This is a genomic window from Streptomyces sp. NPDC002276, from assembly GCF_053891435.1.
In genome coordinates this window covers 106,867-129,659 of the sequence record NZ_JBSFCQ010000021.1, presented here as the reverse complement: position 1 = coordinate 129,659, position 22,793 = coordinate 106,867, and the positions used below count along the sequence as shown (strand labels likewise).

The window sequence follows — 22,793 nt, the reverse complement described above, 5'->3', positions numbered from 1 at the left end:
CCGGTGCGGTCACTGTCGAGCATGCGACACCCGCTTTAGGAGAGCGGTGCTCCATCCCCTGAGCCCCGCCCCCCTACCGCGTCCGCGTGACCGTCACCCGGTACTTCCCCTCCGCGTCGGCCCCCGTGACCGTGACCCGAACCCCCCTGCGAGGATCGTTGAACGATTCACCCGCGGTGAACGGTGCGTCCGACAGCTCGGCGTGCACATTGGGGCTCCGGGTGCAGCCCCCGCTGTCCCGGTGCGCGTCGTACACCTTCACCGGGCCCATCCCCGTGTCGACGTCCGCCTCCACCTTGTAGATGAGGACGCCGGGGCGGCACACCGCCTCGTCGTTGCCCTCGTGCGTCCGCAGTTCCAGGGCGTAGCCCGTCCGGCGGGAGAGGGGGACGAAGACCAGGCGGGTGCCGTCGCCGCCGGGGCGTTCCAGCGGGGTCAGGGTGTACTCCGAAGTGCCTCTGGTCATCGCGCAGTTGACCTGGGACGGGTCGAGCCAGCCGAGTTTCCACTTGTGCCAGCCCAGGAGGTCGTTGTCGGCGCCCCAGTCCTCGCTCATGATGTCCCAGTGTCCGACCGCGCCCCCGCCCTCCTGGGTGTAGAGGTCGGGCAGGCCGAAGACATGGCCGTTCTCGTGGGGGAGGACGCGGTAGCCGGTGCGGGAGTAGGAGCCGGAGCCGTCGTCCTGGCGGGAGTAGACGAAGGAGGCGTTGGAGACGGGGACGCCGTCCGCGACAGGGGCCTCCGTGTTGCCGGCGAACGTCACCGACAGGACCGTGTCGAGGGCGGAGGGGCCCGCGTTCGGGGTGACGAGGACGTTCAGGAGGTCGTACGACCGGAAGTCCACGGTCGGGTCGGCCGCGGCCACGATGTCCTGGACGAGCTGCCGGTACCCGGGGTCGAAGGGCGCGCCGCGCTCTATGCCGTAGGACCTGAAGGGCTTGGGCATGCGGAGCCAGTGGGTGACCGGGGTCTCGGGGCGGTAGTCGAGGCGGCCGTAGGAGCTGGTGCGGAACCACTCCTGGGTCTGCGGGAAGAACTCGTGGTAGCGGTCCATGGCGGTGCCCTGGCCGGGGGCGTCGGAGAAGTCGACCATCAGGGTCAGGGCGTGGACCGTGCCGGTGGAGCGGGAGTAGCCGCCCGGGGTGGGGATGCCCTCGGACATCTCGGTGTCGAGGGGGCCGTTGATCATGCAGGCGCCGAGTGCGGAGGTGCGGGCGAGCGCGACCGGGCCCGCGGCCGTCGTGGCGCCCGGGGTGAGGCGCCCGGAACCGGCCGAGGTGCTGACCGCGAGGGTCAGGACGGTCACGGACGCGAGGGCGGCCACGCGGCGCGGGCGTATCCGACGGCTGGGCTGCATGCGGGGAGACCCTTCGCGCCACGGCAGCCGCCGGTCTCCGGCTGCACCCTTTCGATCACCCTGTGTCGTGCGGTGCGAGGGCGCGCGCTGGAGGCGACCGACCGTGTGGTGCAGCGGGAAAAGGGGCCCTAATAGGGGCTTGAACAGGAGCCCGAACGAGATGTGACCCAGGTCACATCAAATGTCCCACTGAGTGGGAAATAACCGGGGAGCGTTTCCCCGTTTAGCCATGTGTCCGAGCGAAACGGGGAGTGGATCCCCGGATCGCGTCAGCAGTCCAAGACCTTCAGAGCCAGAGCCCTAGGAGTACGCCGTGACGACCGCGACCCCCGTACAGCGAAAGGTGCCCCGGCCGCGCGCCGACGCTTTGCGCAACCGGGAACGGATCGTCACCGCCGCCCGCGAGATGTTCGTCGAGTTCGGCCCCGATGTGCCGCTCGACGAGATCGCCCGCCGGGCCGGCGTCGGCAACGCCACGCTCTACCGCAACTTCCCCGACCGTGACGCCCTTGTTCGCGAGGTCGTCGTCTCGGTCATGGACCGTACGTCGGAGGCCGCCGAGCAGGCGCTCACCGAGACCGGCGATGCCTTCGCCGCTCTGGAGCGCTTCGTGCACGTGTCCGCCGACGAACGGATCAGCGCGCTGTGCCCGATGATCTCCAGCACGTTCGACCAGTTCCACCCGGACCTGGAAGCCGCGCGGGAGCGGGTGGAGCAGCTCATCGACGAGGTCATGGACCGCGCCCGGCGGTCCGGACAGCTCCGTACGGACGTGGGTGTCGGCGATGTGATGGTCGCCGTGGCCCAGCTCAGCAGGCCCCCGGCCGGCACCGGTTGCCTCAGCGCCGACCGCTTCGTACACCGACACTTGCAGCTGTTCCTGGACGGACTGCGGGCCCCGGCCCGCTCGGTCCTGCCCGGTACCGCCGCGACCATGGAGGATCTCCGGCAGTGCTGACCGATTAGTTCGGCGCCGATTAGTTCCGAGCGTCACGCCTGTCTCAACAACAAGCACCGGCTCTCGTCGTCGTGGACGAGCCGTCCCCGATCACGTCCTTCTTCCGTATTTTTCCGTCACGAAGTCCCGAAGTGGGTACCACCATGTCTGAAACGGCTCGAAGCGCCTCGGGCGCTCTCGACAAGGCCTCCGAGGCCGCCGAGCACGAAGCCCATTCCAACCGCTGGAAGGCGCTCGCGTTCATCGCGCTCGCCCAGCTGATGGTCGTGCTCGACGCGACCATCGTGAACATCGCCCTCCCGTCCGCCCAGACCGATCTGGGCATCTCCGACGGCAACCGGCAGTGGGTCGTCACGGCCTACGCCCTCGCCTTCGGTGGTCTGCTGCTCTTCGGCGGCCGGATAGCCGACCTGTGGGGGCGCAAGCGCGCCTTCGTCGTCGGTCTGACCGGCTTCGCCGCCGCGTCCGCCCTCGGCGGTGTGGCCACCACCGGCGCCATGATGTTCGGCGCCCGTGCCCTCCAGGGCGCCTTCGGCGCACTGCTCGCGCCCGCCGCGCTCTCCCTGCTCGCCGTGATGTTCACGGACGCCAAGGAGCGTGCCAAGGCGTTCGGCATCTACGGCGCGATCGCCGGTGGCGGCGGCGCCGTCGGCTTCATCCTCGGCGGTGTGCTGACCGAGTACCTCGACTGGCGCTGGACGTTCTTCGTGAACATCCCGTTCGCGATCGTCGCCGCGCTCGGCGCGTACTTCGTCATCCGTGAGCCGGCGGGCGGCCGCAACCGCAACCCGCTCGACATCCCGGGCGTCCTGCTCTCCACCCTCGGCCTGGTCTCGCTCGTCTACGGCTTCACCCGCGCCGAGTCCAACGGCTGGGGCGACTCCTCGACCATCGCGCTCTTCATCGCGTCGGCGGTCCTGCTGGTCTCGTTCGTCATCGTCGAGTCCAGGGTCAAGGCCCCGCTGCTGCCCCTGCGCGTGATCACCGACCGCAACCGCGGCGGTATCTACCTCTCGCTCGGCATCGCCATCATCGCGATGTTCGGCACGTTCCTCTTCCTCACCTACTACCTCCAGGTCGTCAAGGGCTTCTCGCCGATCAAGACCGGCTTCGCCTTCATGCCGATGATCGTCGGAATGATGGTCGGATCGACCCAGATCGGCACCCGCCTGATGACCCGCCTGCCGGCCCGCCTGCTCATGGGCCCCGGCTTCCTGGTCGCCGCGGTCGGCATGCTCCTGATGACGCAGCTGGAGATCGGCTCGTCCTACGCCTCGATCATCCTGCCCGCGATGCTGCTGCTCGGCCTCGGCATGGGTACGGCGTTCATGCCGGCCATGTCCCTGGCCACCCTGGGCGTCGAGCCCCGGGACGCGGGTGTCGCCTCCGCGATGGTCAACACCTCGCAGCAGGTGGGCGGCGCCATCGGTACGGCCCTGCTGAACACGATCGCCGCCTCCGCGACGACCGCGTACATCAAGGACCACATCGCCGGCGCGGGTACCTCCAAGACCCAGCAGCAACTCGTCGCGCTCCAGGGCCAGGTGCACGGCTACACCAACGCCATCTGGTTCGCCGTCGGCATGCTGGTCGCGGCCGCGGTCATCGTCTCGGTCCTCGTCAACGCGGGCAAGCAGGGTTCCGACCCGGTCGCCTCCGGTGATGGCGCCGCCGAGGACGAGTTCAAGATCCCGGTCGTCGCCCACTGACGACGCCCGACCCGGTCGTACCCCCTTCGCACCATCCGTACGTACGGGGAAGGGGACGCCCCGTACGTACGACTCCCAGGAACTGCCCTGGCTCTCCGCCGAGTTGAGCGACTCAGCGGAGCCAGGGCAGATCCGCGCCCGCTTCGTTGGGCTGAAGTCCCTCGGCGACGATCTCCATGATCTCGCCGAGGGACTTCTGCTGTTCCGGGCTCAGCCGCTCGAACAACGCCTGCCGTACGGCGGTCACATGACCCGGCGCGGTCCGGCTGAGCACCTCGTAGCCCGCGTCGGTCAGCACCGCGAACTGGCCGCGCTTGTCGGAGGGACAGTCCTCGCGGCGCACCCACCCGTTCTTCTCCAGCCGCGCGATCGCGTGCGAGAGCCGGGAGCGGGTGATCTTCGCGTTCATGGCCAGCTCGGTCATCCGCAGCCGGCGGCCCGGCGTGTCGGCGAGCTGCACGAGGAGGCCGTAGTAGATGTGCGGCATGCCCGCGTCCCGCTGGAGCTGGCGGTCCAGATGGTCCTCCAGGAGGGTGCTGGCGTGCATGTAGAAGCGCCAGACACGCTGCTCCTCGGCGCTGAGCCAGCGGGGTTCTGCGGAAGTGGATGCCGTGTTCATGCACTCCACTGTACGAGAGTGCTCCTTGAAGGTTAAACAAACGAGGCGTAAGCTCCGGTACAGGGAATTTGAGAGTTCAAGCATGGGGAGTGACCGTCATGTCCACCGCCGCACCGGAGCGCATGCCCGCCCTGTACCTCAGCCACGGCGCACCGCCCCTCGCGGACGACCCGATCTGGCCCGGTGAACTCGCCGCCTGGTCCGCCGACCTCCCCCGCCCCAAGGCGATCCTCATGGTCTCCGCCCACTGGGAGGAGGCCCCCCTCGCCCTCGGCGCGGTCGACCCCGTCCCCCTGGTCTACGACTTCTGGGGCTTCCCCGAGCACTACTACCAGGTCCGCTACGACGCCCCCGGCGCACCCGAACTCGCCGAGTCCGTACGGAAGTTGCTGCGCGCCCCGGGCATCCCCGTGCAGGACGTGCCCGACCGCGGCCTCGACCACGGGGCGTACGTCCCGCTCGTCGAGATGTTCCCGGCCGCCGACATTCCCGTCCTCCAGGTGTCGATGCCGACCCTCGACCCGGTGAAGCTCATGGAGATCGGCCGCAAGCTGGCGCCCCTGCGCGACGAGGGCGTCCTGATCGTCGGCTCCGGCTTCTTCACCCACAACCTGGCCGCCCTGCGCCACACCGGCGGGGGAGTGCCCACCTGGTCCTCCGAGTTCGACGACTGGGGCAGGCGGGCGCTGGAGGCCCGCGACTGGGATGGTCTGCTCGACTTCCTGCACAAGGCACCGGCCGGGCGCTACGCCCACCCGCGCACGGAGCACTTCGCCCCGCTGTTCGTCACCATGGGCGCGGCGGAGGCGAGCGGCGAGCTGGACGCGCAGCAGTCCGTGATCGACGGGTTCTGGATGGGGATGGCGAAGCGGTCGGTGCAGTTCGGCTGAGCGCGGGGCAAAAGGCCCTCCCCTTCGGGGAGGGCTACAACTCCTTCTCGTACCAGGCGACATCCCAGTAGCGGCCGAACTTGCGGCCCACCTCCCGGTAGACCCCCACCAGCCGGAAACCGAAGCGTTCATGCAGCCGCGTGGACGCTTCGTTGGGCTGCGCGATGCCCGCGTACGCCCGGTGCACGTCCTCGGCCGCCAGGTCCGCGAACAGGGCCTTGTAGAGCAGCGTTCCGATGCCTCGGCGGCCGGCGTCGGGGGCGAGGTAGACCGTGACCTCGACCGAGGTCGAGTAGGCGGGCTTCGCCCGGTAAGGGCTGGATGTGGCGTAGCCGAGGATTCGCTGTGAGTTTCCTTGGAAGGTCCCGTCGACGGCAACCTTCAGGCGGTATGGGCCGTCTTCAGGGTGGGAGAGCAGCCAAGGACGGCGCTCCTCCGGCGTGAAGGCGGCGGTGTCGAAGGTGATCGGGGTCTCGCGTACGTAGTGGTTGTAGAGGTCGGTGAGGGCGTCGAGGTCACCCTCGACTCCCGGCCTGACCTGCACCTCTGTACGTTCCGACGGCATCATGCCTCCCTTGTGGCCGGACAGGGTACTGCAAGATCAGAAAAATAGGGGAGTGGGTCGGGAATTCTGTCCGGATTCCAGTCGTTGTTTCCATCAGATGCAGGGCACACGAGAAGAGTCACGAAGAAGACAGTGCCCGAGCATCCGACGAACACCTGCTGACCCTCCCCCAGTGCCAAAGGGCCTGGGGGGACCCCCATTCGCAAGGGAGCACGCATGGCAACCCGTGCCGTCGCCCGTCGTAAGTCCGCCTCCGGCGAGACCTCCGGCGTGGCACGCAGTGTTCGCGCCCATGGCGGCGAGATCGCCGACCGCGACCTGGTCGGCATGTATCTCGACGAAATCGCGCGTACACCGCTGCTCGACGCCGCCAAGGAAGTCGAGCTTTCACAGACCATCGAAGCGGGCGTGTTCGCGCGCCAGGTCCTCGACGGCGAGGAGGTGTCCCAGGCGGACGCCACCCGCGAAGAGCTGGAGGCCCTGGTCGCCGAGAGCGAGCGTGCCAAGGACGTCTTCATCCGGTCCAACCTCCGGCTGGTCGTGGCCGTGGCCCGCCGTTACCCCCGTAGCGGCCTGCCCCTGCTCGACCTGATCCAGGAGGGCAACGCGGGCCTGGTCCGCGCGGTCGAGAAGTTCGACTACCGCAAGGGCTTCAAGTTCTCGACGTACGCGACCTGGTGGATCCGTCAGGCCATCACCCGCTCCATCGCCGACCAGTCCCGGACCATCCGGCTCCCCGTCCACCTCGTGGAGGAGCTGGGCCGGATCCGGCGCGTGCAGCGCGAGTTCAACCGGAAGAACGGGCGGGAGCCCGAGCACGCGGAGATCGCCGCCGAGTTGGAGTCGACCCCGGAGCGGGTGACGAACGTCCTGGACTGGGCGCGCGACCCGGTCTCGCTGAACATGTCGGTGGACGACGACGGCGACACCCAGTTCGGTGACCTCCTGGAGGACACCTCCGCGGTCTCGCCCGAGCAGTCCGTCATGACCCTGCTGCGCAGCGAGGAACTGGACGACCTGATCGGCCGCCTCGACCAGCGCACGGCCTCCATCATCAAGATGCGGTACGGCATGGAGGACGGCCGGGAGCGCACGCTCACCGAGGTCGGCAAGGAGCACGGCCTCACGCGCGAGCGCATCCGGCAGATCGAGAAGCACGCCCTGCTGGAACTGAAGAAGCTGGCCAGCCAGACCGGTTTCGACGCGGCGGCGTAAGCGTCGGACCCTCCGGCGGGGGCGCCGGAGGGTCCGACCGCTCGACAGCCCCGGCGGCCATGGCGGCCCCGGGGGCGCGTACGACCCCGGGTGCGCGCCCGGCCGCGTACGCCGGGTGGCGGGAGACCGCGCAAACATGGCCGTGCGACGCCGCTTCAAGCCGCGAGGCCCGGGGAACAAGACTTCAGGGCCCAGGAGTTGGAGATACGGGCGTTGCCCCACGACCCACCGAGCCAAGTCCCGACGCAAATCCCCCCCCGGCGCCGGGACTCTCCCGAGCCGGGCTTCGGCGCCTGTCCCCCCAGGCGTCGGGGCCCGGCTCTTTTTTCACGCGCGGCGGGGCGGGCGAGGCGCGGACATGGTGGGATGGCGGGGCACCCCGTACCTGAACACCGGGGTGGCCCGCCGAATGGCAGATTGTGCCACAGCGGCATAGCCTGCCGGTGTGAGCAGCCCCACCCCAGCACCGGATCCCCGTCCCGCCTCTCCCTCCGCACCGCTCTCGCTGACCGAGCGGCGCAAGGCCGAGACCCGGATGGAGATCGCCCGGGCGGCGGCCGGACTCTTCGCCAGACACGGGCTACGGGCCACCCGCGCCGAGGACATCGCCCAGCGTGCCGGTATCGCCCCGCGCACCTTCTACCGCTACTTCGCCACCAAGGAAGAGGCCGTCGCCCCGCTCTACGCGGCCGGCGCCCAGCGCTGGGCGGACGCGGTACGCGCGGCCCCGCCCGCACTGTCGGTGCCGGAGGCCCTGGAACACGGCGTGCGCCACACGCTCACCCCCGGGGTGGGCGTCTCCACGCACTCGTGGACCTGGGCGCGCACCCTGATCGGCATGGCCGAGTCCAGCCCCGGCCTGCGCAAGGTGTGGGCGGAGGTCTGCCAGACGTCGGAACGGACCCTGGGCGAGGTCCTGTTGGAACGTGTCACCCACGGCGACCCTACCCACGGCGACCCCACCCTCGCCGCCCACGCCCCGAGCGCCACCTCCCCGGAACTGCGCTTCGCCGCCGCCGTCGCGAGCGCCGCCGTACGGACCGCGGTCGAGGGCTGGGCCACCGGAAAGGAACACCCGGGCACGCTCGCCGGCCCGGCGGAGTCGGCGCTGCGGAACCTGCGGGCGCTGCGGGGCTTTCCCTGGGGGGAGATCGGGGCGGCGCGGGGCGTGGGGTGAGGCGGCTCTACTCTCCCCCTGCCGCCCTGCTCAGCCGTTCCCCCAACTCCCGTACGCAGCGCACCAGTTCCGCCGGTTCCTGGACCGTGAACTCGAACTCCAGCAGGGCCAGCCGGGCGGCCAGCCAGCGCACCTCGTCGCCGGTCGTGGCGCGCAGGCGGCAACTGTGCGCGTCGAGCGGCTCGGGTGTGCCCATCCAGGCCGGGACGCGCGCGGCGACGGCGTCGGCGGGCGCGGCGAAGGTCACGGTGTACTCGTAGGCCCGCTGCTGCCGGTACATCGACTGCCGCAGATACTCCGCCGCACTCCCCGTCGGCAGCTCGCGCGGCGCGAACCGCGCCCCCGTGGCGAACGGTTCGCTCACCCGGTCGACCCGGAACGTCCGCCAGTCCTCGCGGTCGAGGTCGTACGCCACCAGGTACCAGCGCCGCCCGGTCGAGACGAGTCGGTACGGCTCGGTCACGCGGCGCGACTCGGTGCCGTCGCCCGCGCGGTAGGCGAACCGCAGCCGCTCGTGGCCGGCCACCGTCGAGGCCATCACGGTCAGCGTCTCGGGCGCGATGCTCGCCCCGTCGCCACTGGTCAGCGCGGTCGTGGCGGCCTGGAGCGTGGCGACCCGGTGCCGTAGCCGCGCGGGGAGGACCTGTTCCAGCTTCGCCAGCGCCCGTACGGAGGCCTCGTCGACGCCCTCGACCGCGTGTCCGGCGCCCGCGCGCAGGCCGACCGCGATGGCCACCGCCTCCTCGTCGTCGAGGACGAGCGGCGGCATCGCCTTGCCCGCGACCAGCCGGTAGCCGCCGTCGGCGCCCAGGGTCGCCTGCACCGGGTAGCCCAGTTCGCGGAGCCGGTCGATGTCCCGCCGGACCGTGCGACGGGAGACCCCGAGCCGGTCGGCCAGCTCGCCGCCGGGCCACTCGCGGGGCGTCTGGAGGAGGGAGAGGAGCTGGAGGAGCCGGGCCGGAGTGTCCGTGGTCATGAGTTCGAGGATGCCGTAGAACTAGGACATAATCTGGCCTAGTTGTCTTCTAACTTCGACACATGACCTCAACTGAGACCACCGCGCTCAGCGCACCCCGCCTGGCGACGGACCACACCGGTCAGCCCGCCGCAGGCGACCGGCGGCGCTGGTTCGCCCTCGCGATCGTGATGACCGCGGCCTTCATGGACCTCGTCGACGTCACGATCGTCAATGTCGCGATCCCCTCGATCCAGCGGGACGCGGGCGCCTCCTTCAGCCAGATCCAGTGGATAACGGCCGGTTACGCGCTCGCCTTCGCCGCCGGACTGATCACCGGCGGACGGCTCGGCGACATCTACGGCCGCAAGCGGCTGTTCCTGCTCGGGATCGGCGGCTTCACGCTCGCCTCCGCGCTGTGCGGCTTCGCCGCGAACCCGGAGACGCTGGTCGCCTCGCGCATCCTCCAGGGCGGGATGGCCGCGATGATGGTGCCGCAGGTGCTGTCGATCGTGCACGCCACCTTCCCGGCGCACGAACGCGGCAAGGTGTTCGGGCTGTTCGGCGCGATCGTCGGCCTGGGCGCGGTCTCCGGTCCGCTGCTCGGCGCCCTGCTCACCGAGTGGAACCTCTTCGGTCTCGAATGGCGCCCGATCTTCCTGATCAACCTGCCCGTCGGCATCGCGGGCCTGATCCTCGGCAGCCGTTTCATCACCGAGTCGAAGGCCCCGCGCGCGCTGAAGCTGGACCTCGTCGGCGTCGCCCTGGTCACCCTCGGGCTGCTGATGCTGCTGTATCCCCTCACCCGGGGCGACGAACTGGGCTGGCCCGCCTGGGGGTTCGTGTCGATGTCCGGTTCGATCGGCGTCTTCTGCGGCCTGGTGGCGTACGAGAAGCGGAAGGCCGAGCGGGACGGGTCCCCGCTGGTCGAGCTCTCCCTGTTCAAGGTGAAGAGCTTCGCGGCCGGCATCGCCGTGCAGACTGTCTTCGGCGTCGGACTCGGCATCTTCTTCCTGGTCTGGACGCTCTACATGCAGACCGGTCTCGGCTGGAGCCCGCTGCGGGCGGGGCTGACCGGCGTACCGTTCTCGATCGCCTGCTCGGTGGCGGCCGGGATGTCCGTGCAGAAACTGGTGCCGCGCGTCGGCGGACGCAATGTGCTCCAGGCCGGTGCGCTGGTGATGGTCGTGGGCGTGCTGCTGTACCTCTGGGAGGCCGACCGGTACCAACTGGCCATCGCCTCCTGGCAGATGGCGCTCCCACTGGTCGTGATGGGCGCCGGCATGGGTCTGATCTTCGCCCCGCTGACCGACACGATCCTCTCCGAGGTGCCGCGCGAGTACGCGGGTTCGGCGTCCGGACTCATCAACACCGTGCAGCAGATGGGCAACGCGTTGGGGCTCGGGCTGGTGTCGGTCGTCTTCTTCGGGTCGATCGGCGACCGGCTGACCCCGGCCGAGGTGGGTCCGGCGTTCGTCAACGCCTTCCAGAACGCGCTGGGTTGGGTCGCCGCGGTGATGGGCCTGATCTTCCTGCTGATGTTCGCGCTGCCGGGGCGGGCGGCCACGGCGCGGGCGGCCACGGCGCGGATGGCGGCCAAGGGGGCTGTCTCCGACGGGAGTTGACGTCATCCGCTGACGCACCGCGGTCGAGCGCCCCGCCCCGAGGCAGTACCGGGGGTGGGGCGCTCGACGCGAGCCGTCGGAGTTGGCGTACGCCGGTGTGCGAGGGGAGGCGCACGCCGGGCGGATCCGACGGCGGACTCGGTACCGAACGGCACGCTGTGTGACGAAATAACCGCTTCTGGACCGGACACTCCGGCTTCGGAGCGGCTCGGGTGCTCAACTCACCTGCCCCGCAAGAAAACTGACAGGGTGAAAGATGGGGCGGGAGGGGGAGCGGGAGGGGTGAGGCGATGCGGCCGAAGGGCCATGCCCTTATCCATTAGTCGATATTTGGTGATGTGCTGCGGTGAACCGTCGATTCATGGACGGGAATCCGTTCCTGGCGCCGATTCGCCGTATTTCCGCTCGTCTCGGATTGCCTCTCGGAAAGTAATTGCCGAGGTGTCGGCCGGTTAATTCGGCGGGTGTGCTGTCGGCCGATTGGGGCGTCGGCGGCGCGGGGGTGCTTTGGCCGAATCTGTTTGGTCTTGATCGATTGCCGTCACGTGGGGAAGTCGTCCCGCCCCGGTGCGGATAGGGGCGGTCTTGCCCGCGCATGCATAAAAGGGGTAAAGCGTGCGGCCGGGTGGGATGTCTCGACGGCGCGTGCGGAAAGGTGAGCGGTCGGTGACACCCCCAGGGTTGGGGATTTGGGCCGGTCGTCCGGCGGTGCGGGCCGTTTCCTGACTGACGGGGAGTGACCCAAAGCAGGTCCGTGGTGTTTACTGGGCAGCGGTCTGATCCTGACGGGTCCGGACCTTTCCGGGAGGTCCTGGGGGTGGTGCCCCGGGGCCTCTCGTCTTTGCCGCCCGTTTGTGTGGACGTCATATGTCGCCCGGCGGAGAAGTTCCCCGCCGTGTCCCGGAGGGCACGCCGATAACGGGGATAAGCGGATTGGTAATTACGCAATGGGTGGCTACTTTTCCATTCGGAGCGCGCGTGATCTCCCGTCGTAAAACCCCATGGCGAGGGGGTTTCGACCATGATCGCTAACCGTCCTGGTGCCTTCGGAATGCCGACTGGCTTATCTCTCGCGACCAGCGGTACGGTCTGTCCCGCTGCTGTTTCCGCCCGCCCGGCCTCACCAACCGGGCGGTTGCCGTACCTCCCGGAGAGGGAGGCCGGACCCGTCACTCCGGAACCCCGCCGACCAGCGGGGCTCCAGAACCTCAACAGAACAGAGAAACTGAGAAAGGAATTCAGACCTCATGCGTACCGTGATACCTCGCCACCAGCGCGTACCGCAGGGCGCGTACGCCGGAGCGGGGGAGTGAGCGTGCCCTCGACCGTCGACACCGCCCGCCCGCCCGATCTCCTCCTGGCCCCCGAGAATCAGCCCGAGGGAAGCTTCCTGCGGTGGCTGGCGGCCGAGGACTGGTGTTCGCTGCTGCGGACCGGCCTGCGCGGCCGTACCTTCGCGCGCGACGAGCAGCTGCCGATCGGGTCGGCCGACCGGGACGTGTACATCATCTGGGACGGCGTCGTACGCCAGGACCGCTTCCCGCTGGGCGCGGGGGAGAACGTCCCCACCGTCACCCGGTTCCGGGGCCGCGGCCAGCTGGTCGGCGAGGCCAAGCTCGTCACCGACGACTCCGCCGTCAGCACCAAGTGCCTGACCGGGACCGTCGTCATCCCCTGCCGTGCCCACCACTTCAACGTTCTGCTGCGCAAGTGGCCCGAGGTCCAGCGCGCCCTGCTGCGCAGCCTGGAGGACCGCAGCCGCAGCGACGAACTCGTCTACACCATGGCCACCAGGCCGCCCCTGGAGCGGGTCAGCGGGCTCCTCGCCCACCTCGCCGACACCGCGGGCCGCCCCGACCCCCGGGCGGACCGCGTCAGGGTCACCGGCCCGAGTCAGAAGGACCTCGCCGCCGCGCTCCAACTCGCCGTCTCCACCACGGAGAACGCGATCAGAGACCTGCGCTACCACGGGATCGTCGAAGCCGGGTACCGCCGGTTCGTCATCCACGACGTGGACGCGCTGCGCCACCGTGCCGCCGGGAACGCCCACCCCTGAACGGACCACAGCATGATGACCAGCACCCTCGCGGTGTCCGGTGTGTCCGCCCTCGGCGGGGGTCTCGTCGGTTTTCTGATGTACCGGCACCAGCGACGGGTCTTCGCCTGGACCCGGATGATCCGTCGCAAGGACGAGACGAACGCCGAATACGACAAGCCCGCCGAGTGGCTCGCCGACCTGTACAAGGCCCAGTGCCGCCTCACCCGGAAGCCCTGCGCGGCCGACGACTTCGCCGAGATCGCGCAGATCGGCAACATGATCGAGGGAATAGCCGACACCACCGAGGCCCTCCGCCCCGAACTGCGGAAGGTCGTCGAGTGCGTGAAGGACTACGTCGCCACCGCCCTGCCCGAGCCGGCCCCGGCCGCCGGACGCGTCAGCGCCCAGCAGCACCGCGCCCAGCTCGTCCAGGCCATGCGGCAGGAGGCCGCCCGGGGCGACCTGGTGCGCGCCGTCCTCGCCGCCGAGAAGAGGATCAAGGACCTCCGCCGCGGCTGATCCCTGTTGCCCCCGTTGCCCCCGTCGCCCCCGGCGACCCCCGTCGATGTTGCCTCTCTGCCCGTTCATGTCCACCTGATGCCCGAACCTGTTTACTTTCCGGAAATGTGGGCGTAGCCTCCGAGCGAAACCACAAGTTCGGGCACTGGTCGGAGGCGAACGGACATGTACGCACCGGAGCGGCAGCAGGAGATCCTCCGGCTGGCCCGTGACGGCGGCCGGGTCGACGTCGTATCGCTGGCCGAGGAGTTCCAGGTCACCGCGGAGACGATCCGCCGCGACCTGAAGGCCCTCGACCGCGCGGGTCTGCTCCGCCGGGTGCACGGCGGGGCCATACCGGCCGGACGGCTCGACTTCGAGCCCGACCTCGCCGAACGCGAGTCGACGGCGGCCGACGAGAAGGACCGCATCGCCAAGGCGGCCCTCGCCGAACTGCCCATGCAGGGCACGGTGATCCTCGACGCCGGTACGACGGTGGCCCGCCTCGCGGGCATCGTCCCGCTGGAGGCCGAACTCACCGTCGTCACCCACTCCCTGCCCATCGCGGCCCGCCTCGCGGATCACCCGGGCATGCAGCTCCACCTCGTCGGGGGGCGCGTACGGCACCGTACGCGCGCCGCCGTCGACGCCTGGGCGCTGCGGGCCTACGGCGAGATCCGCGCCGATGTCGTGTTCGTGGCGGCCAACGGCTTCTCCGTCGAGCACGGGCTGACCACGCCCGACCTCGCCGAGGCCGCGGTCAAGCACGCGGCGATGGGCGCCGCCCGCCGCGTCGTGCTGCTCGCCGACTCCGCGAAGCACGGGCAGGAGCACTTCGCCCGCTTCGGCGCCCTGAGCGACGTGGACCTCCTGATCACCGACAGCGGGCTGAGCCCAGAAGACGCCACCGCCATGGAGCGCGGCGGCATGGAAGTAGTGCGCGCATGATCCTCACGGTCACCCCGAACCCGTCCCTCGACCGCACCTACGAGGTCCCCTCCCTGGACCGCGGCGAAGTCATACGGGCCACCGGCGAGCGCATGGACCCGGGCGGCAAGGGCGTCAACGTCTCCCGCGCGGTCGCCGCCGCGGGCCGTCGTACGGTCGCCGTCCTGCCGCTCGGCGGTGCGCCGGGCGCGCTGGTCGCCAGCCTGCTCGACGCGCAGGGCATCGAGGTCGCGCCGGTCCCGGTCGCCGGGGCCACCCGCTCGAACATCGCCCTCGCGGAGGCGGACGGCGTCCTCACGAAGATCAACGCCCCCGGCCCCGAACTGACCGCCGCCGAACAGGAGTTGCTCCTGGAGACGGTCCGGCAGCAGTCCCGTGACGCCGACTGGATCGCCTGCTGCGGCAGCCTCCCGCGCGGCCTCGCGCCGTCCTGGTACGCCGAGTTGGTCGCCCGCGCGCACGCGGCCGGCGTCCGTATCGCCCTGGACACCTCGGGCCCCGCGCTCATCGAGGCCCTGCGCGAACGCCCGGACGTCGTCAAGCCCAACGCCGAGGAGTTGGCGGAAGCCGTCTCCCGCCCCCTCGCCACCGTCGGCGACGCCGTCAAGGCGGCCGAAGAACTACGGGAGTTGGGCGCGGGCGCGGTCCTCGCCAGCCTCGGCGCGGACGGCCAACTGCTGGTGGACGCCTCGGGCGCCTGGTACGGCAGCGCGCGCGTCGACGCCGTACGCAGCAATGTCGGCGCGGGGGACTCCTCGCTGGCCGGCTTCCTGATCGCCGGCGGCCACGGCCCGGAGGCCCTCGCCTCGGCCGTCGCCCACGGCGCGGCGGCCGTCCAACTCCCCGGCAGCGTGATGCCCACCCCCGCCGACCTCGACCCGGCCGCGGTGACGGTCACAGCCGACGTCCCGGTAGACCTCGTCCTGACGGAGCCGGTCGCATGAACGTTTCTACGGCCTTCAGGGCGCCCCTCGAACCGGCCACAGGGCGGCGGCACTCCCCGCTCTTAACCGCCGCCGCCACCCCCACCGCGACACCCCGCAGTACCCCCGTCCCCACCCCCGCCCACGGCACTCCCCGGGCGATACGCGTGCGAAGGAGCCCGCGATGAGCGAGATGATCACCGCGGACCTGGTCGACCTCGACCTGTCCGCCGATACCAAAGAGGCGGCGGCACGTGCCCTCGCCGAGCGCATGGTCGCCCAGGGCCGGGTCACCGACCTCGACGGCTTCCTCGCCGACGTGGCCGCCCGCGAGGCGCAGATGCCGACCGGCCTCGACGGCGGCATCGGCATCCCGCACTGCCGCAGCGAGTACGTCACCGAGCCGTCCCTCGCCTTCGGGCGCAGCGCGGAGGGCGTCGACTTCGGCGCCCCGGACGGCCCCGCCGACCTGATCTTCCTGATCGCCGCGCCCGCGGGCGCCGACGACGCCCACCTCACCATCCTGTCGGCGCTCGCCCGGCAGCTGATGAACGCCGAGTTCACGTCCGCGCTGCGGTCGGTGGGCGACGCGGAGAGCGCGGCGGCGCTGATCCGCGGCGACGAGCCCACGGGATCCACAGACTCCGCCGCGGCACCGGCGGCGGCCTCCGCCGGTGCCGCGGCGGGCAGCACGGAGACGGCGGGGGGCGGCGACCGTCCGTTCCGGATCGTCGCCGTCACCTCCTGCCCCACCGGTATCGCGCACACCTACATGGCGGCCGAGTCGCTGGAGAACGCGGGCCGCGACGCCGGTGTCGAACTCGTCGTGGAGACCCAGGGCTCGGCCGGTTTCACCCGGCTCGACCCGGCGGTCATCGCGGCGGCGGACGGCGTGATCTTCGCCCACGACGTACCCGTACGCGACAAGGCCCGCTTCGCGGGCAAGCCCACCGTCGACGTCGGCGTGAAGGCGGGCATCAACCGCCCCACCGAACTGATCACCGAGGTCCGGGGCAAGGCCGAGCGCGGCGAGGTGACCGCCGGTGCGGGCGCCGCCACCCCCGTCGAACGCGGCGGCGAGCCGGGCGAGGGCTACGGCACGATGCTCCGCAAGTGGCTGATGTCCGGCGTCAGTTACATGGTCCCGTTCGTCGCGGCCGGCGGTCTGCTGATCGCCCTCGGCTTCGCGATCGGCGGCTACGAGATCAAGTCCGCGCCCTCGGTCATGCAGCACTTCGTGTGGACGCAGACCGACAGCTGGGCCGCGCTGATGTTCCAGATCGGCGCCGTGGCCTTCGGCTTCCTCGTCCCGGTGCTGGCGGGCTACATCGCCTACGGCATGGCCGACCGGCCGGGCCTGGTGCCGGGCTTCGTCGGCGGCATGATCGCCTCCACCATCAACGCCGGCTTCCTGGGTGGCCTCGCGGCCGGTCTGATCGCCGGTGGTGTGGTGCTGGCCATCCAGAAGGTGAAGATCCCCAAGGCGGTTCGCGGGATCATGCCGGTGGTGGTGATCCCACTGATCTCCACGGCGGTCGTCGGGTTCCTGATGTTCGTGGTGATCGGCAAACCGATCGCCTCCGCGCAGAAGGGCATGACCGACTGGCTCAACGGCCTCAGCGGCTCGAACGCCATCCTGCTGGGCGCCCTGCTCGGCCTGATGATGTGCTTCGACCTCGGCGGCCCGGTCAACAAGGTCGCGTACACCTTCGCCACGGCGGGCATCGCGGTCTCCAACCCCAGTGACTCCGCGATGAAGATCATGGCCGCGGTCATGGCGGCCGGCATGGTCCCGCCGCTGGCGATGGCCCTGGCGACGACCGTGCGCGGCAAGCTCTTCACCGAGACCGAGCGCGAGAACGGCAAGGCCGCCTGGGTCCTGGGCGCCTCCTTCATCTCCGAGGGCGCCATCCCGTTCGCGGCGGCCGACCCGCTGCGGGTCATCCCGTCCGCGATGGTGGGCGGCGCGATCACCGGCTCCCTGTCGATGGCGTTCGGCGCGACCCTGCGCGCCCCGCACGGCGGCATCTTCGTGGTCCCGCTGATCGGCAGCCCGTTCCTCTACCTGATCGCCATCGCGGTCGGCATGTCCGTCACGGCGGGCCTGGTCGTCGTACTGAAGGGCATGCGCAAGCCGACCGCCGGTGCCGCTGCCCCCGGAGCGCCGGAGGACATGTCCGCCCCCGCGGCGGACGCCAAGCAGCCGGTCGCCGCCTAGCCGCTTTTGGGCCGCCGTGAGTTGTTCACGGCAACTGCGAGATACGTCACGGTCCGGGACCACGGTCCCGGACCGTGGTGTCTACTGGAACGCATGCCTGCGCACGTCTCGATCCTCCAGCTGACCGGTGTGGCCGTCCTCGCCCTGGCGACCGTCGCCTGGGTGCTCGGCCTGACGCGCATCCTGCGCCGCGCCCTCGTCGAACCCACCGTCTGGCACGCGGCCCACCCGCTCCACGGCCTCCCGGGCCAACGCGACACCGCTCCCCACCTGGAGTCCGTCGAACTGACCCCCGCGGAACGCGACGCCTTCGCGGGTCTCGTACGCCAGCTCAGCGACGGACGCTGACCCGCGCCCGGGGTTCTGCCCGGGCTTCCTGCCCGAAGTCCTACGAGACCTGCGCCGCCCGCCGCTCCATCGCGTCCCGGGCCGCGTCCTCGCTGATGTACACCTCGCACATGTGACGGCCGTCGGGCGTGGCCGTGTGCTCGACCTCCCACAGAGAGATCTCCGTGTTGTCGGGCAACAGGAACGCGTGCTCGTAGAGCGAGAAGCACACCGCCGCGCGGCCCGCTCGGTAGGGGCGGCCGAAGGCCTGGATGATCTGGTGCGCGAACGCCGTCGTCAGCAGCGCCGCCGTCTCCTCGTCCGGCCGGTCCGTGTTCTCCGCGCGGCGCAATAAGCGGCGCGCGTGGTCCGCCGAGTTGTCCGCCAGATAGGAGTGCCGGGGCTCCGGGATCGGTGACAGGTGCACCAGCACCGGGAGTTCGAAGTCCGTCGTGTCCGGCGGCATCGGCAGCCGCGCGGTCGCCGTGCGCAGCTCCTCCTCGTCGACGTACACCTCGTGCTGCGCCTCACGGCCCAGCACGGTGTTGTGGACGAGCTCCCATAGGGTCAGCGCCGAACCGTCGCTGAGCAGCCACGTGTGCCGGTACGTCTCCCGGTGCAGACCCGCGCTGTGGTGCGCGGAGTGCAGCGAACTGTCGTACGCCAGCGCGCAGTCCAGGACCTGCCGTATCGTCTCGTCCGGCATCTCGAAGGAGTTCAGGGCACGGCCGAGCAGTCGCGCGAGGTGCTCCTCCGGAGACTCGTGCGACTCGGGTGGTTCGTACGCTGCCGTGTCGTACGGAACGCTCAAGGCTTCTCCCGGCGTTGCTGCATGTCACCTTGTGGGTGCATACCGTAGCCCCTCGGTCGGACATCGTGCCCGGGAACCGAGAAAACGTATGCCCGGAAAACGCGCGGGCCGCGCGAGATGTTCCCGCGCGGCCCGAAGATCCGTCAAAACCTGCCGGTCAGGCGGCACTTCCGGCGGTCCACTCGCTCCACGCCAGGTTCCAGCCGTTGAGCCCGTTGTCCGGGGCGACCGTCTTGTCGGGGGAGTTCTTCACGACCACGACGTCCCCGACGAGGGAGTTGTCGTAGAACCACTTGGCATTCGTGGCGCCCTGCGCGCCCTGTACGTCCGCGAGCCCCACACAGCCGTGACTGGTGCCGGTCTGGCCGAAGGGCGGATTGGCCTTGTTGTACCAGTAGTTGCCGTGGATGAACGTCCCCGACGAGGTCAGCCGCATCGCGTGCGGCACGTCCGGGATGTCGTACTCGCCGCCCAGCCCGACCGTCTGGCTGTTCATCCGGGTCTGCGTGAACTTCTCGGAGATCACCATCTGCCCGTTGTACGTGGTGTGTTCCGGGCTGCCCGAGGAGATCGGCAACGACTTGAGGGTCTGACCGTCCCGCACCACCGTCATGGTCTGCGTGTTCACGTCGACCGTGGAGACCTGCGAACGGCCGACGGTGAAGGTCACGGTCTTCTTCTGCACGCCGTAGACGCCGTTCGCGCCCTCCACACCGTCCAGGTCGATCTTCATCGTGACCTTGGAACCGGCCTTCCAGTACTCCTGCGGCCGGAAGTCGAGCCGCTGCGCCCCGAACCAGTGCCCCACGACCTGCTGCCCGCTGCTGGAGGCGACCGTGATGTGCGACTGCACGGCCTTCTTGTCGCCGATCACCTTGTCGAAGGTGAACGACACCGGCATCCCCACACCGACCGTCGTCCCGTTGTCCGGCGTGTACGTCCCTATGAAGCTGTTGGCCGAACTGACCGTCGTGAAGATCGAGTTGGCCGCGGAGACCTTGCCGCTCGCGTCCTTCGCGGTCGCCGAGATCTGGTACTTCGTACCGCGCTCCAACTGCTCCTTCGGCTTCCAGCTCCCGCCGTCCGCGGAGACCACGCCCTCCACGGCCTGCCCCGAGCCGGCCACCGTCATCTTCACGTCGGTCAGCTTGCCGTCGCTGACCCGCACGCCCGTCGCGTTGATGGACGCGTTGGCCGAACCGTCCTTCGCCGAGATGACGATCTTCGCGGTGGACGTCTTGACCGACGTCTTGCCGCCACCACCCTTGCCGCTGGTGTCGGTGTCCGCGCTGGCGTTGCCGCCGCACGCGCTGAGGGTGAGGGTGCCGACCACCAGGGCGGCGATGGCCCCCAGTACGCGCCGCGCTGCTATGTCCGGCGTTGTCACGGGCTGCTCCAGGTTCGTGTGGTGTGCGAAATGCGCAGTGGTGATGTGTGATGCGTGATCCGCTGCGATGCGTGGACAAAGAGCGCCCCAACCCCCACACGGGTTCCCGCCGTTCCCCACGAACGCCATCCGGTGACAGAACCGCGACAAACACCGCGACGGATCCCCGGAAACACCGGACGCCCACTGCCACAGGGGCCCCTTCCGCCCCTACCGCCTCCCGTACAGCTCCTCGTACGACGGCCACGCCCCGCCCGGCCCGTCCACCGACTCGGCTGCCCGCACCGCGCGCACGATCGCCCGGGTCACCACGTCCGCGCCGGCCGCGAGGATGTCGTTCAGGGCGAGAGGGTGTTCGGCGTCGAGCGGGCGGGCCCCGGTGGCCAGCGCGAACACCGTGTCCCCGTCGTGCAGCAGATGCACCGGCCGCACGGCACGCGCGATGCCGTCGTGCGCCGTACCGGCCAGCTTCTGCGCCTGCGCCTTGGACAGGTCCGCGTCGGTGGCGACCACCGCGAGCGTCGTGTTGAGCGGGGGAGGCGCGTTCTTCGCGGCGGTCTCGGCGAGACGCCGGCGCGCGGCCTCGTGCACATGCGCTTCCGGATACGTCACGCGCCCCTGGAACAACTCCCCGTACAGGACGCCCGTTTCGGGATCCGTCACCGACCCCGCCGCGTTCGCGACCACCAGCGCGGCCACCGTGATCCCCGACTCCAGCACGATGCTCGCGGTCCCGACACCACCCTTCATCGGCCCGACCGCGGCACCCGTACCGGCACCCACGCACCCCTCACGCACCCGCACCCCCGGCCCGCTGATCGCGGCGGCCTCCACCGCAGCCCGCCCGGTGGCGGCGTCCGGCCTGGCCTTGAAGTCGCCGCCCCGCCCCAGGTCGAAGGCACAGGCCGCGGGCACCACCGGCACGACATGCGTCGGATCCGCGCCCACCCGCACCCCGCGCCCCTGCTCCTCCAGCCAGGCCATCACCCCGGACGCGGCGTCCAGCCCGTACGCGCTGCCGCCGGTCAGCACGATCGCCTCGACCCGCTGCACCACATTGCGCGGATCGAGCGCGTCGGTCTCCTTGGTGCCGGGTCCGCCGCCGCGCACGTCCACGGCGGCCACCGCCCCGCCCTCCGGCGCGAGCACCACGGTCGTACCGGTGAGCCAACCGTCCCCCGACCGTGTCGCATGGCCCACCCGCACGCCGGCCACGTCCGTCAATGCGTCAACTGTCATGGAGGTCAGTCTCACGCAGCGTGCGGCGGATCCGGGGACCGGCGGCGCGGTGGGGGTGGTTGTTGTGCTGCTGGTCGGCTGGGTGTGGGGGGTTGTTCCGCTGGTGGTCGGCCAGTCGCGCGTGCCGGTCAGCCCACCGTCGCCGTCGCCTCGGCCCTGCTCTTCCCGGCGGCCGCGAGTGCGGTCAGGGTCGTGCCGACCGCCACCGTCAGCGCCGACACCAGGCCCGCCGCGAGCACCGCCCAGGAGCCCAGGAAGGTGCAGCAGATCACCAGCGACGCGGCCACGGGAAGCACCAGTTGCTGGGCGACGCCCACCTTGTAGTGACGGGCGTGCAGCACCCACACGCTGAGCAGGTACAGCGCCGTCGGCACGGTCACCGTGGCGGACGCGGCCGGCGTGGAGATGTGCGCCTTGCCGATGGCCTCCGTGACCGCCACCTCCAGTCCTGCGCCGATCGTGGCCGCCGACGCGAAGATCAGATAGTGGCCGTAACCCCACAGGAACGCCTGCTGGTTGGACCGGAGATGGCCGTGGATCGGCACCACGAAGTAGATCCACCAGGCGGCGAAAACGATCAGCAGCCCACCCGCCGCGATGGGCAGCAACTCGCCCAGCGCGTCGTGCTCGTCCACCGCCGACTTCACGGCGACCGTGGCCGCCGCGATCGACTCGCCCAGCACGATGATCGTGAACAGTCCGTACCGCTCCGAGATGTGGTGCGGATGCCACGGCGTAGGGAAGTCTTTCTCCGCATAGCGCGGCACGCACAGTTCGGCGATCACCATCACGAGGAACACCCAGCCTCGGGCCTGTTCCGGCAGGATCACCAGGCCCGTCCAGCCGACCGTGCAGAGCAGCACGCCGCCCGCGTACCGCAATGCCATCGTCCGCTCCGGCCCGGTGGCGGCCCGTGCGGCCCGCAGCCACTGCGTGGCCATCGCCAGCCGCATGATCACGTAGCCGAGCCAGACCACCAGGTAGTCGTGCTGCTCGAAGGCCCGTGAGACCCCGGCCGCGAGAACCAGGACGCCGGAGATCTGCACCAGGGTGACGACCCGGTAGAGCACGTCGTCGTTGTCGTACGCCGAGGCGAACCAGGAGAAATTCATCCAGGCCCACCAGATCGCGAAGAACTGCATCGCGTAACTGAGGACGCCCTCGCCCGCGTGCCCCTCGGCCACGGCGTGCGCCAGCTGGACGCCCGCCTGCGCGATGGCCACGACGAAACACAGGTCGAAGAAGAGCTCCAACGGCGAGGCGACCCGGTGCGGTTCGTCCCGGCCGCGGGCGGTGAGCGGGCGCAGGGGTCTTGGAATCTCGGACGTCATGCG

The 22,793-nt window shown here is 70.3% G+C and carries 20 protein-coding genes; 12 read left to right on the top strand and 8 right to left on the bottom strand.

What is annotated here, in order from left to right:
- Positions 1–73: 73 nt before the first annotated feature.
- On the bottom strand, positions 74–1,357 hold the full coding sequence (locus ACWIHT_RS39240; RefSeq protein ID WP_456173299.1) for a M6 family metalloprotease domain-containing protein: 1,284 nt from the start codon (positions 1,355–1,357) through the stop codon (positions 74–76).
- Positions 1,358–1,670: 313 nt separating this feature from the next.
- Between ACWIHT_RS39240 and ACWIHT_RS39235 the strand changes: the two genes are divergently transcribed.
- Together ACWIHT_RS39235 and ACWIHT_RS39230 are read left to right on the top strand one after the other, a co-directional pair.
- Positions 1,671–2,315 carry a TetR/AcrR family transcriptional regulator gene (locus ACWIHT_RS39235; protein WP_456173298.1) on the top strand — a complete coding sequence of 215 codons (645 nt, stop codon included), beginning with the start codon at positions 1,671–1,673 and terminating at the stop codon, positions 2,313–2,315.
- Between the two features lie 143 nt (positions 2,316–2,458).
- Entirely contained in the window at positions 2,459–4,024 is a 1,566-nt protein-coding gene (locus tag ACWIHT_RS39230) for an MFS transporter (protein ID WP_456173297.1), read from the top strand.
- A 112-nt stretch (positions 4,025–4,136) separates the two neighbouring features.
- Here the strand turns inward: ACWIHT_RS39230 and ACWIHT_RS39225 are convergent, their stop codons facing one another.
- On the bottom strand, positions 4,137–4,643 hold the full coding sequence (locus ACWIHT_RS39225) for a MarR family winged helix-turn-helix transcriptional regulator (RefSeq protein WP_456173296.1): 507 nt from the start codon (positions 4,641–4,643) through the stop codon (positions 4,137–4,139).
- 98 nt (positions 4,644–4,741) lie between these two features.
- Between ACWIHT_RS39225 and ACWIHT_RS39220 the strand changes: the two genes are divergently transcribed.
- Positions 4,742–5,533: a dioxygenase family protein gene (locus tag ACWIHT_RS39220; RefSeq protein WP_456173295.1), complete on the top strand. Its 792-nt coding sequence runs from the start codon at positions 4,742–4,744 to the stop codon at positions 5,531–5,533.
- A gap of 34 nt (positions 5,534–5,567) precedes the next feature.
- Here ACWIHT_RS39220 and ACWIHT_RS39215 read toward each other — a convergent pair whose 3' ends face one another.
- Positions 5,568–6,098: an N-acetyltransferase family protein gene (locus ACWIHT_RS39215; protein WP_456173325.1), complete on the bottom strand. Its 531-nt coding sequence runs from the start codon at positions 6,096–6,098 to the stop codon at positions 5,568–5,570.
- 216 nt (positions 6,099–6,314) lie between these two features.
- Between ACWIHT_RS39215 and ACWIHT_RS39210 the strand changes: the two genes are divergently transcribed.
- Together ACWIHT_RS39210 and ACWIHT_RS39205 are read left to right on the top strand one after the other, a co-directional pair.
- On the top strand, positions 6,315–7,313 hold the full coding sequence (locus tag ACWIHT_RS39210) for a sigma-70 family RNA polymerase sigma factor (protein ID WP_456173294.1): 999 nt from the start codon (positions 6,315–6,317) through the stop codon (positions 7,311–7,313).
- A gap of 445 nt (positions 7,314–7,758) precedes the next feature.
- The gene (locus ACWIHT_RS39205; RefSeq protein ID WP_456173293.1) at positions 7,759–8,490 is read left to right on the top strand and encodes a TetR/AcrR family transcriptional regulator; all 732 of its coding nucleotides are present in this window, start codon (positions 7,759–7,761) and stop codon (positions 8,488–8,490) included.
- 7 nt (positions 8,491–8,497) lie between these two features.
- Here the strand turns inward: ACWIHT_RS39205 and ACWIHT_RS39200 are convergent, their stop codons facing one another.
- Positions 8,498–9,466, bottom strand: a complete 969-nt coding sequence (locus tag ACWIHT_RS39200) for a helix-turn-helix transcriptional regulator (RefSeq protein ID WP_456173292.1) — start codon at positions 9,464–9,466, stop codon at positions 8,498–8,500.
- 62 nt (positions 9,467–9,528) lie between these two features.
- Between ACWIHT_RS39200 and ACWIHT_RS39195 the strand changes: the two genes are divergently transcribed.
- The 7 genes from ACWIHT_RS39195 to ACWIHT_RS39165 all read left to right on the top strand — a co-directional run bounded on the left by ACWIHT_RS39195 (position 9,529) and on the right by ACWIHT_RS39165 (position 18,043).
- Positions 9,529–11,070 (top strand): MFS transporter, encoded by a 1,542-nt coding sequence (locus ACWIHT_RS39195; RefSeq protein ID WP_456173290.1) that lies wholly within the window; start codon positions 9,529–9,531, stop codon positions 11,068–11,070.
- A 1,315-nt stretch (positions 11,071–12,385) separates the two neighbouring features.
- Entirely contained in the window at positions 12,386–13,126 is a 741-nt protein-coding gene (locus tag ACWIHT_RS39190; RefSeq protein ID WP_456173289.1) for a Crp/Fnr family transcriptional regulator, read from the top strand.
- Between the two features lie 12 nt (positions 13,127–13,138).
- On the top strand, positions 13,139–13,627 hold the full coding sequence (locus ACWIHT_RS39185) for a hypothetical protein (protein ID WP_456173288.1): 489 nt from the start codon (positions 13,139–13,141) through the stop codon (positions 13,625–13,627).
- 165 nt (positions 13,628–13,792) lie between these two features.
- Positions 13,793–14,554 (top strand): DeoR/GlpR family DNA-binding transcription regulator, encoded by a 762-nt coding sequence (locus tag ACWIHT_RS39180; RefSeq protein ID WP_456173287.1) that lies wholly within the window; start codon positions 13,793–13,795, stop codon positions 14,552–14,554.
- Positions 14,551–15,498 (top strand): 1-phosphofructokinase, encoded by a 948-nt coding sequence (gene pfkB, locus ACWIHT_RS39175; RefSeq protein WP_456173286.1) that lies wholly within the window; start codon positions 14,551–14,553, stop codon positions 15,496–15,498. The genes ACWIHT_RS39180 and pfkB overlap by 4 nt, the downstream gene beginning before the upstream one ends.
- Before the next feature lie 163 nt (positions 15,499–15,661).
- Entirely contained in the window at positions 15,662–17,695 is a 2,034-nt protein-coding gene (locus ACWIHT_RS39170; protein ID WP_456173285.1) for a PTS fructose transporter subunit IIABC, read from the top strand.
- A 93-nt stretch (positions 17,696–17,788) separates the two neighbouring features.
- Positions 17,789–18,043 carry a hypothetical protein gene (locus ACWIHT_RS39165; protein WP_456173284.1) on the top strand — a complete coding sequence of 85 codons (255 nt, stop codon included), beginning with the start codon at positions 17,789–17,791 and terminating at the stop codon, positions 18,041–18,043.
- Between the two features lie 40 nt (positions 18,044–18,083).
- On the opposite strand, the gene ACWIHT_RS39160 is transcribed toward ACWIHT_RS39165, so the two are convergent.
- The 4 genes from ACWIHT_RS39160 to ACWIHT_RS39145 form a co-directional block, all read right to left on the bottom strand.
- A complete protein-coding gene (locus tag ACWIHT_RS39160) occupies positions 18,084–18,833 on the bottom strand; it encodes a DUF6227 family protein (protein ID WP_456173283.1) in 750 nt (249 codons plus the stop codon).
- A 157-nt stretch (positions 18,834–18,990) separates the two neighbouring features.
- Positions 18,991–20,220, bottom strand: a complete 1,230-nt coding sequence (locus tag ACWIHT_RS39155; protein ID WP_456173282.1) for a L,D-transpeptidase — start codon at positions 20,218–20,220, stop codon at positions 18,991–18,993.
- A gap of 210 nt (positions 20,221–20,430) precedes the next feature.
- Entirely contained in the window at positions 20,431–21,459 is a 1,029-nt protein-coding gene (locus ACWIHT_RS39150; RefSeq protein WP_456173281.1) for a P1 family peptidase, read from the bottom strand.
- 128 nt (positions 21,460–21,587) lie between these two features.
- A complete protein-coding gene (locus tag ACWIHT_RS39145) occupies positions 21,588–22,790 on the bottom strand; it encodes a low temperature requirement protein A (protein WP_456173280.1) in 1,203 nt (400 codons plus the stop codon).
- Between the last annotated feature and the right edge of the window lie 3 nt (positions 22,791–22,793).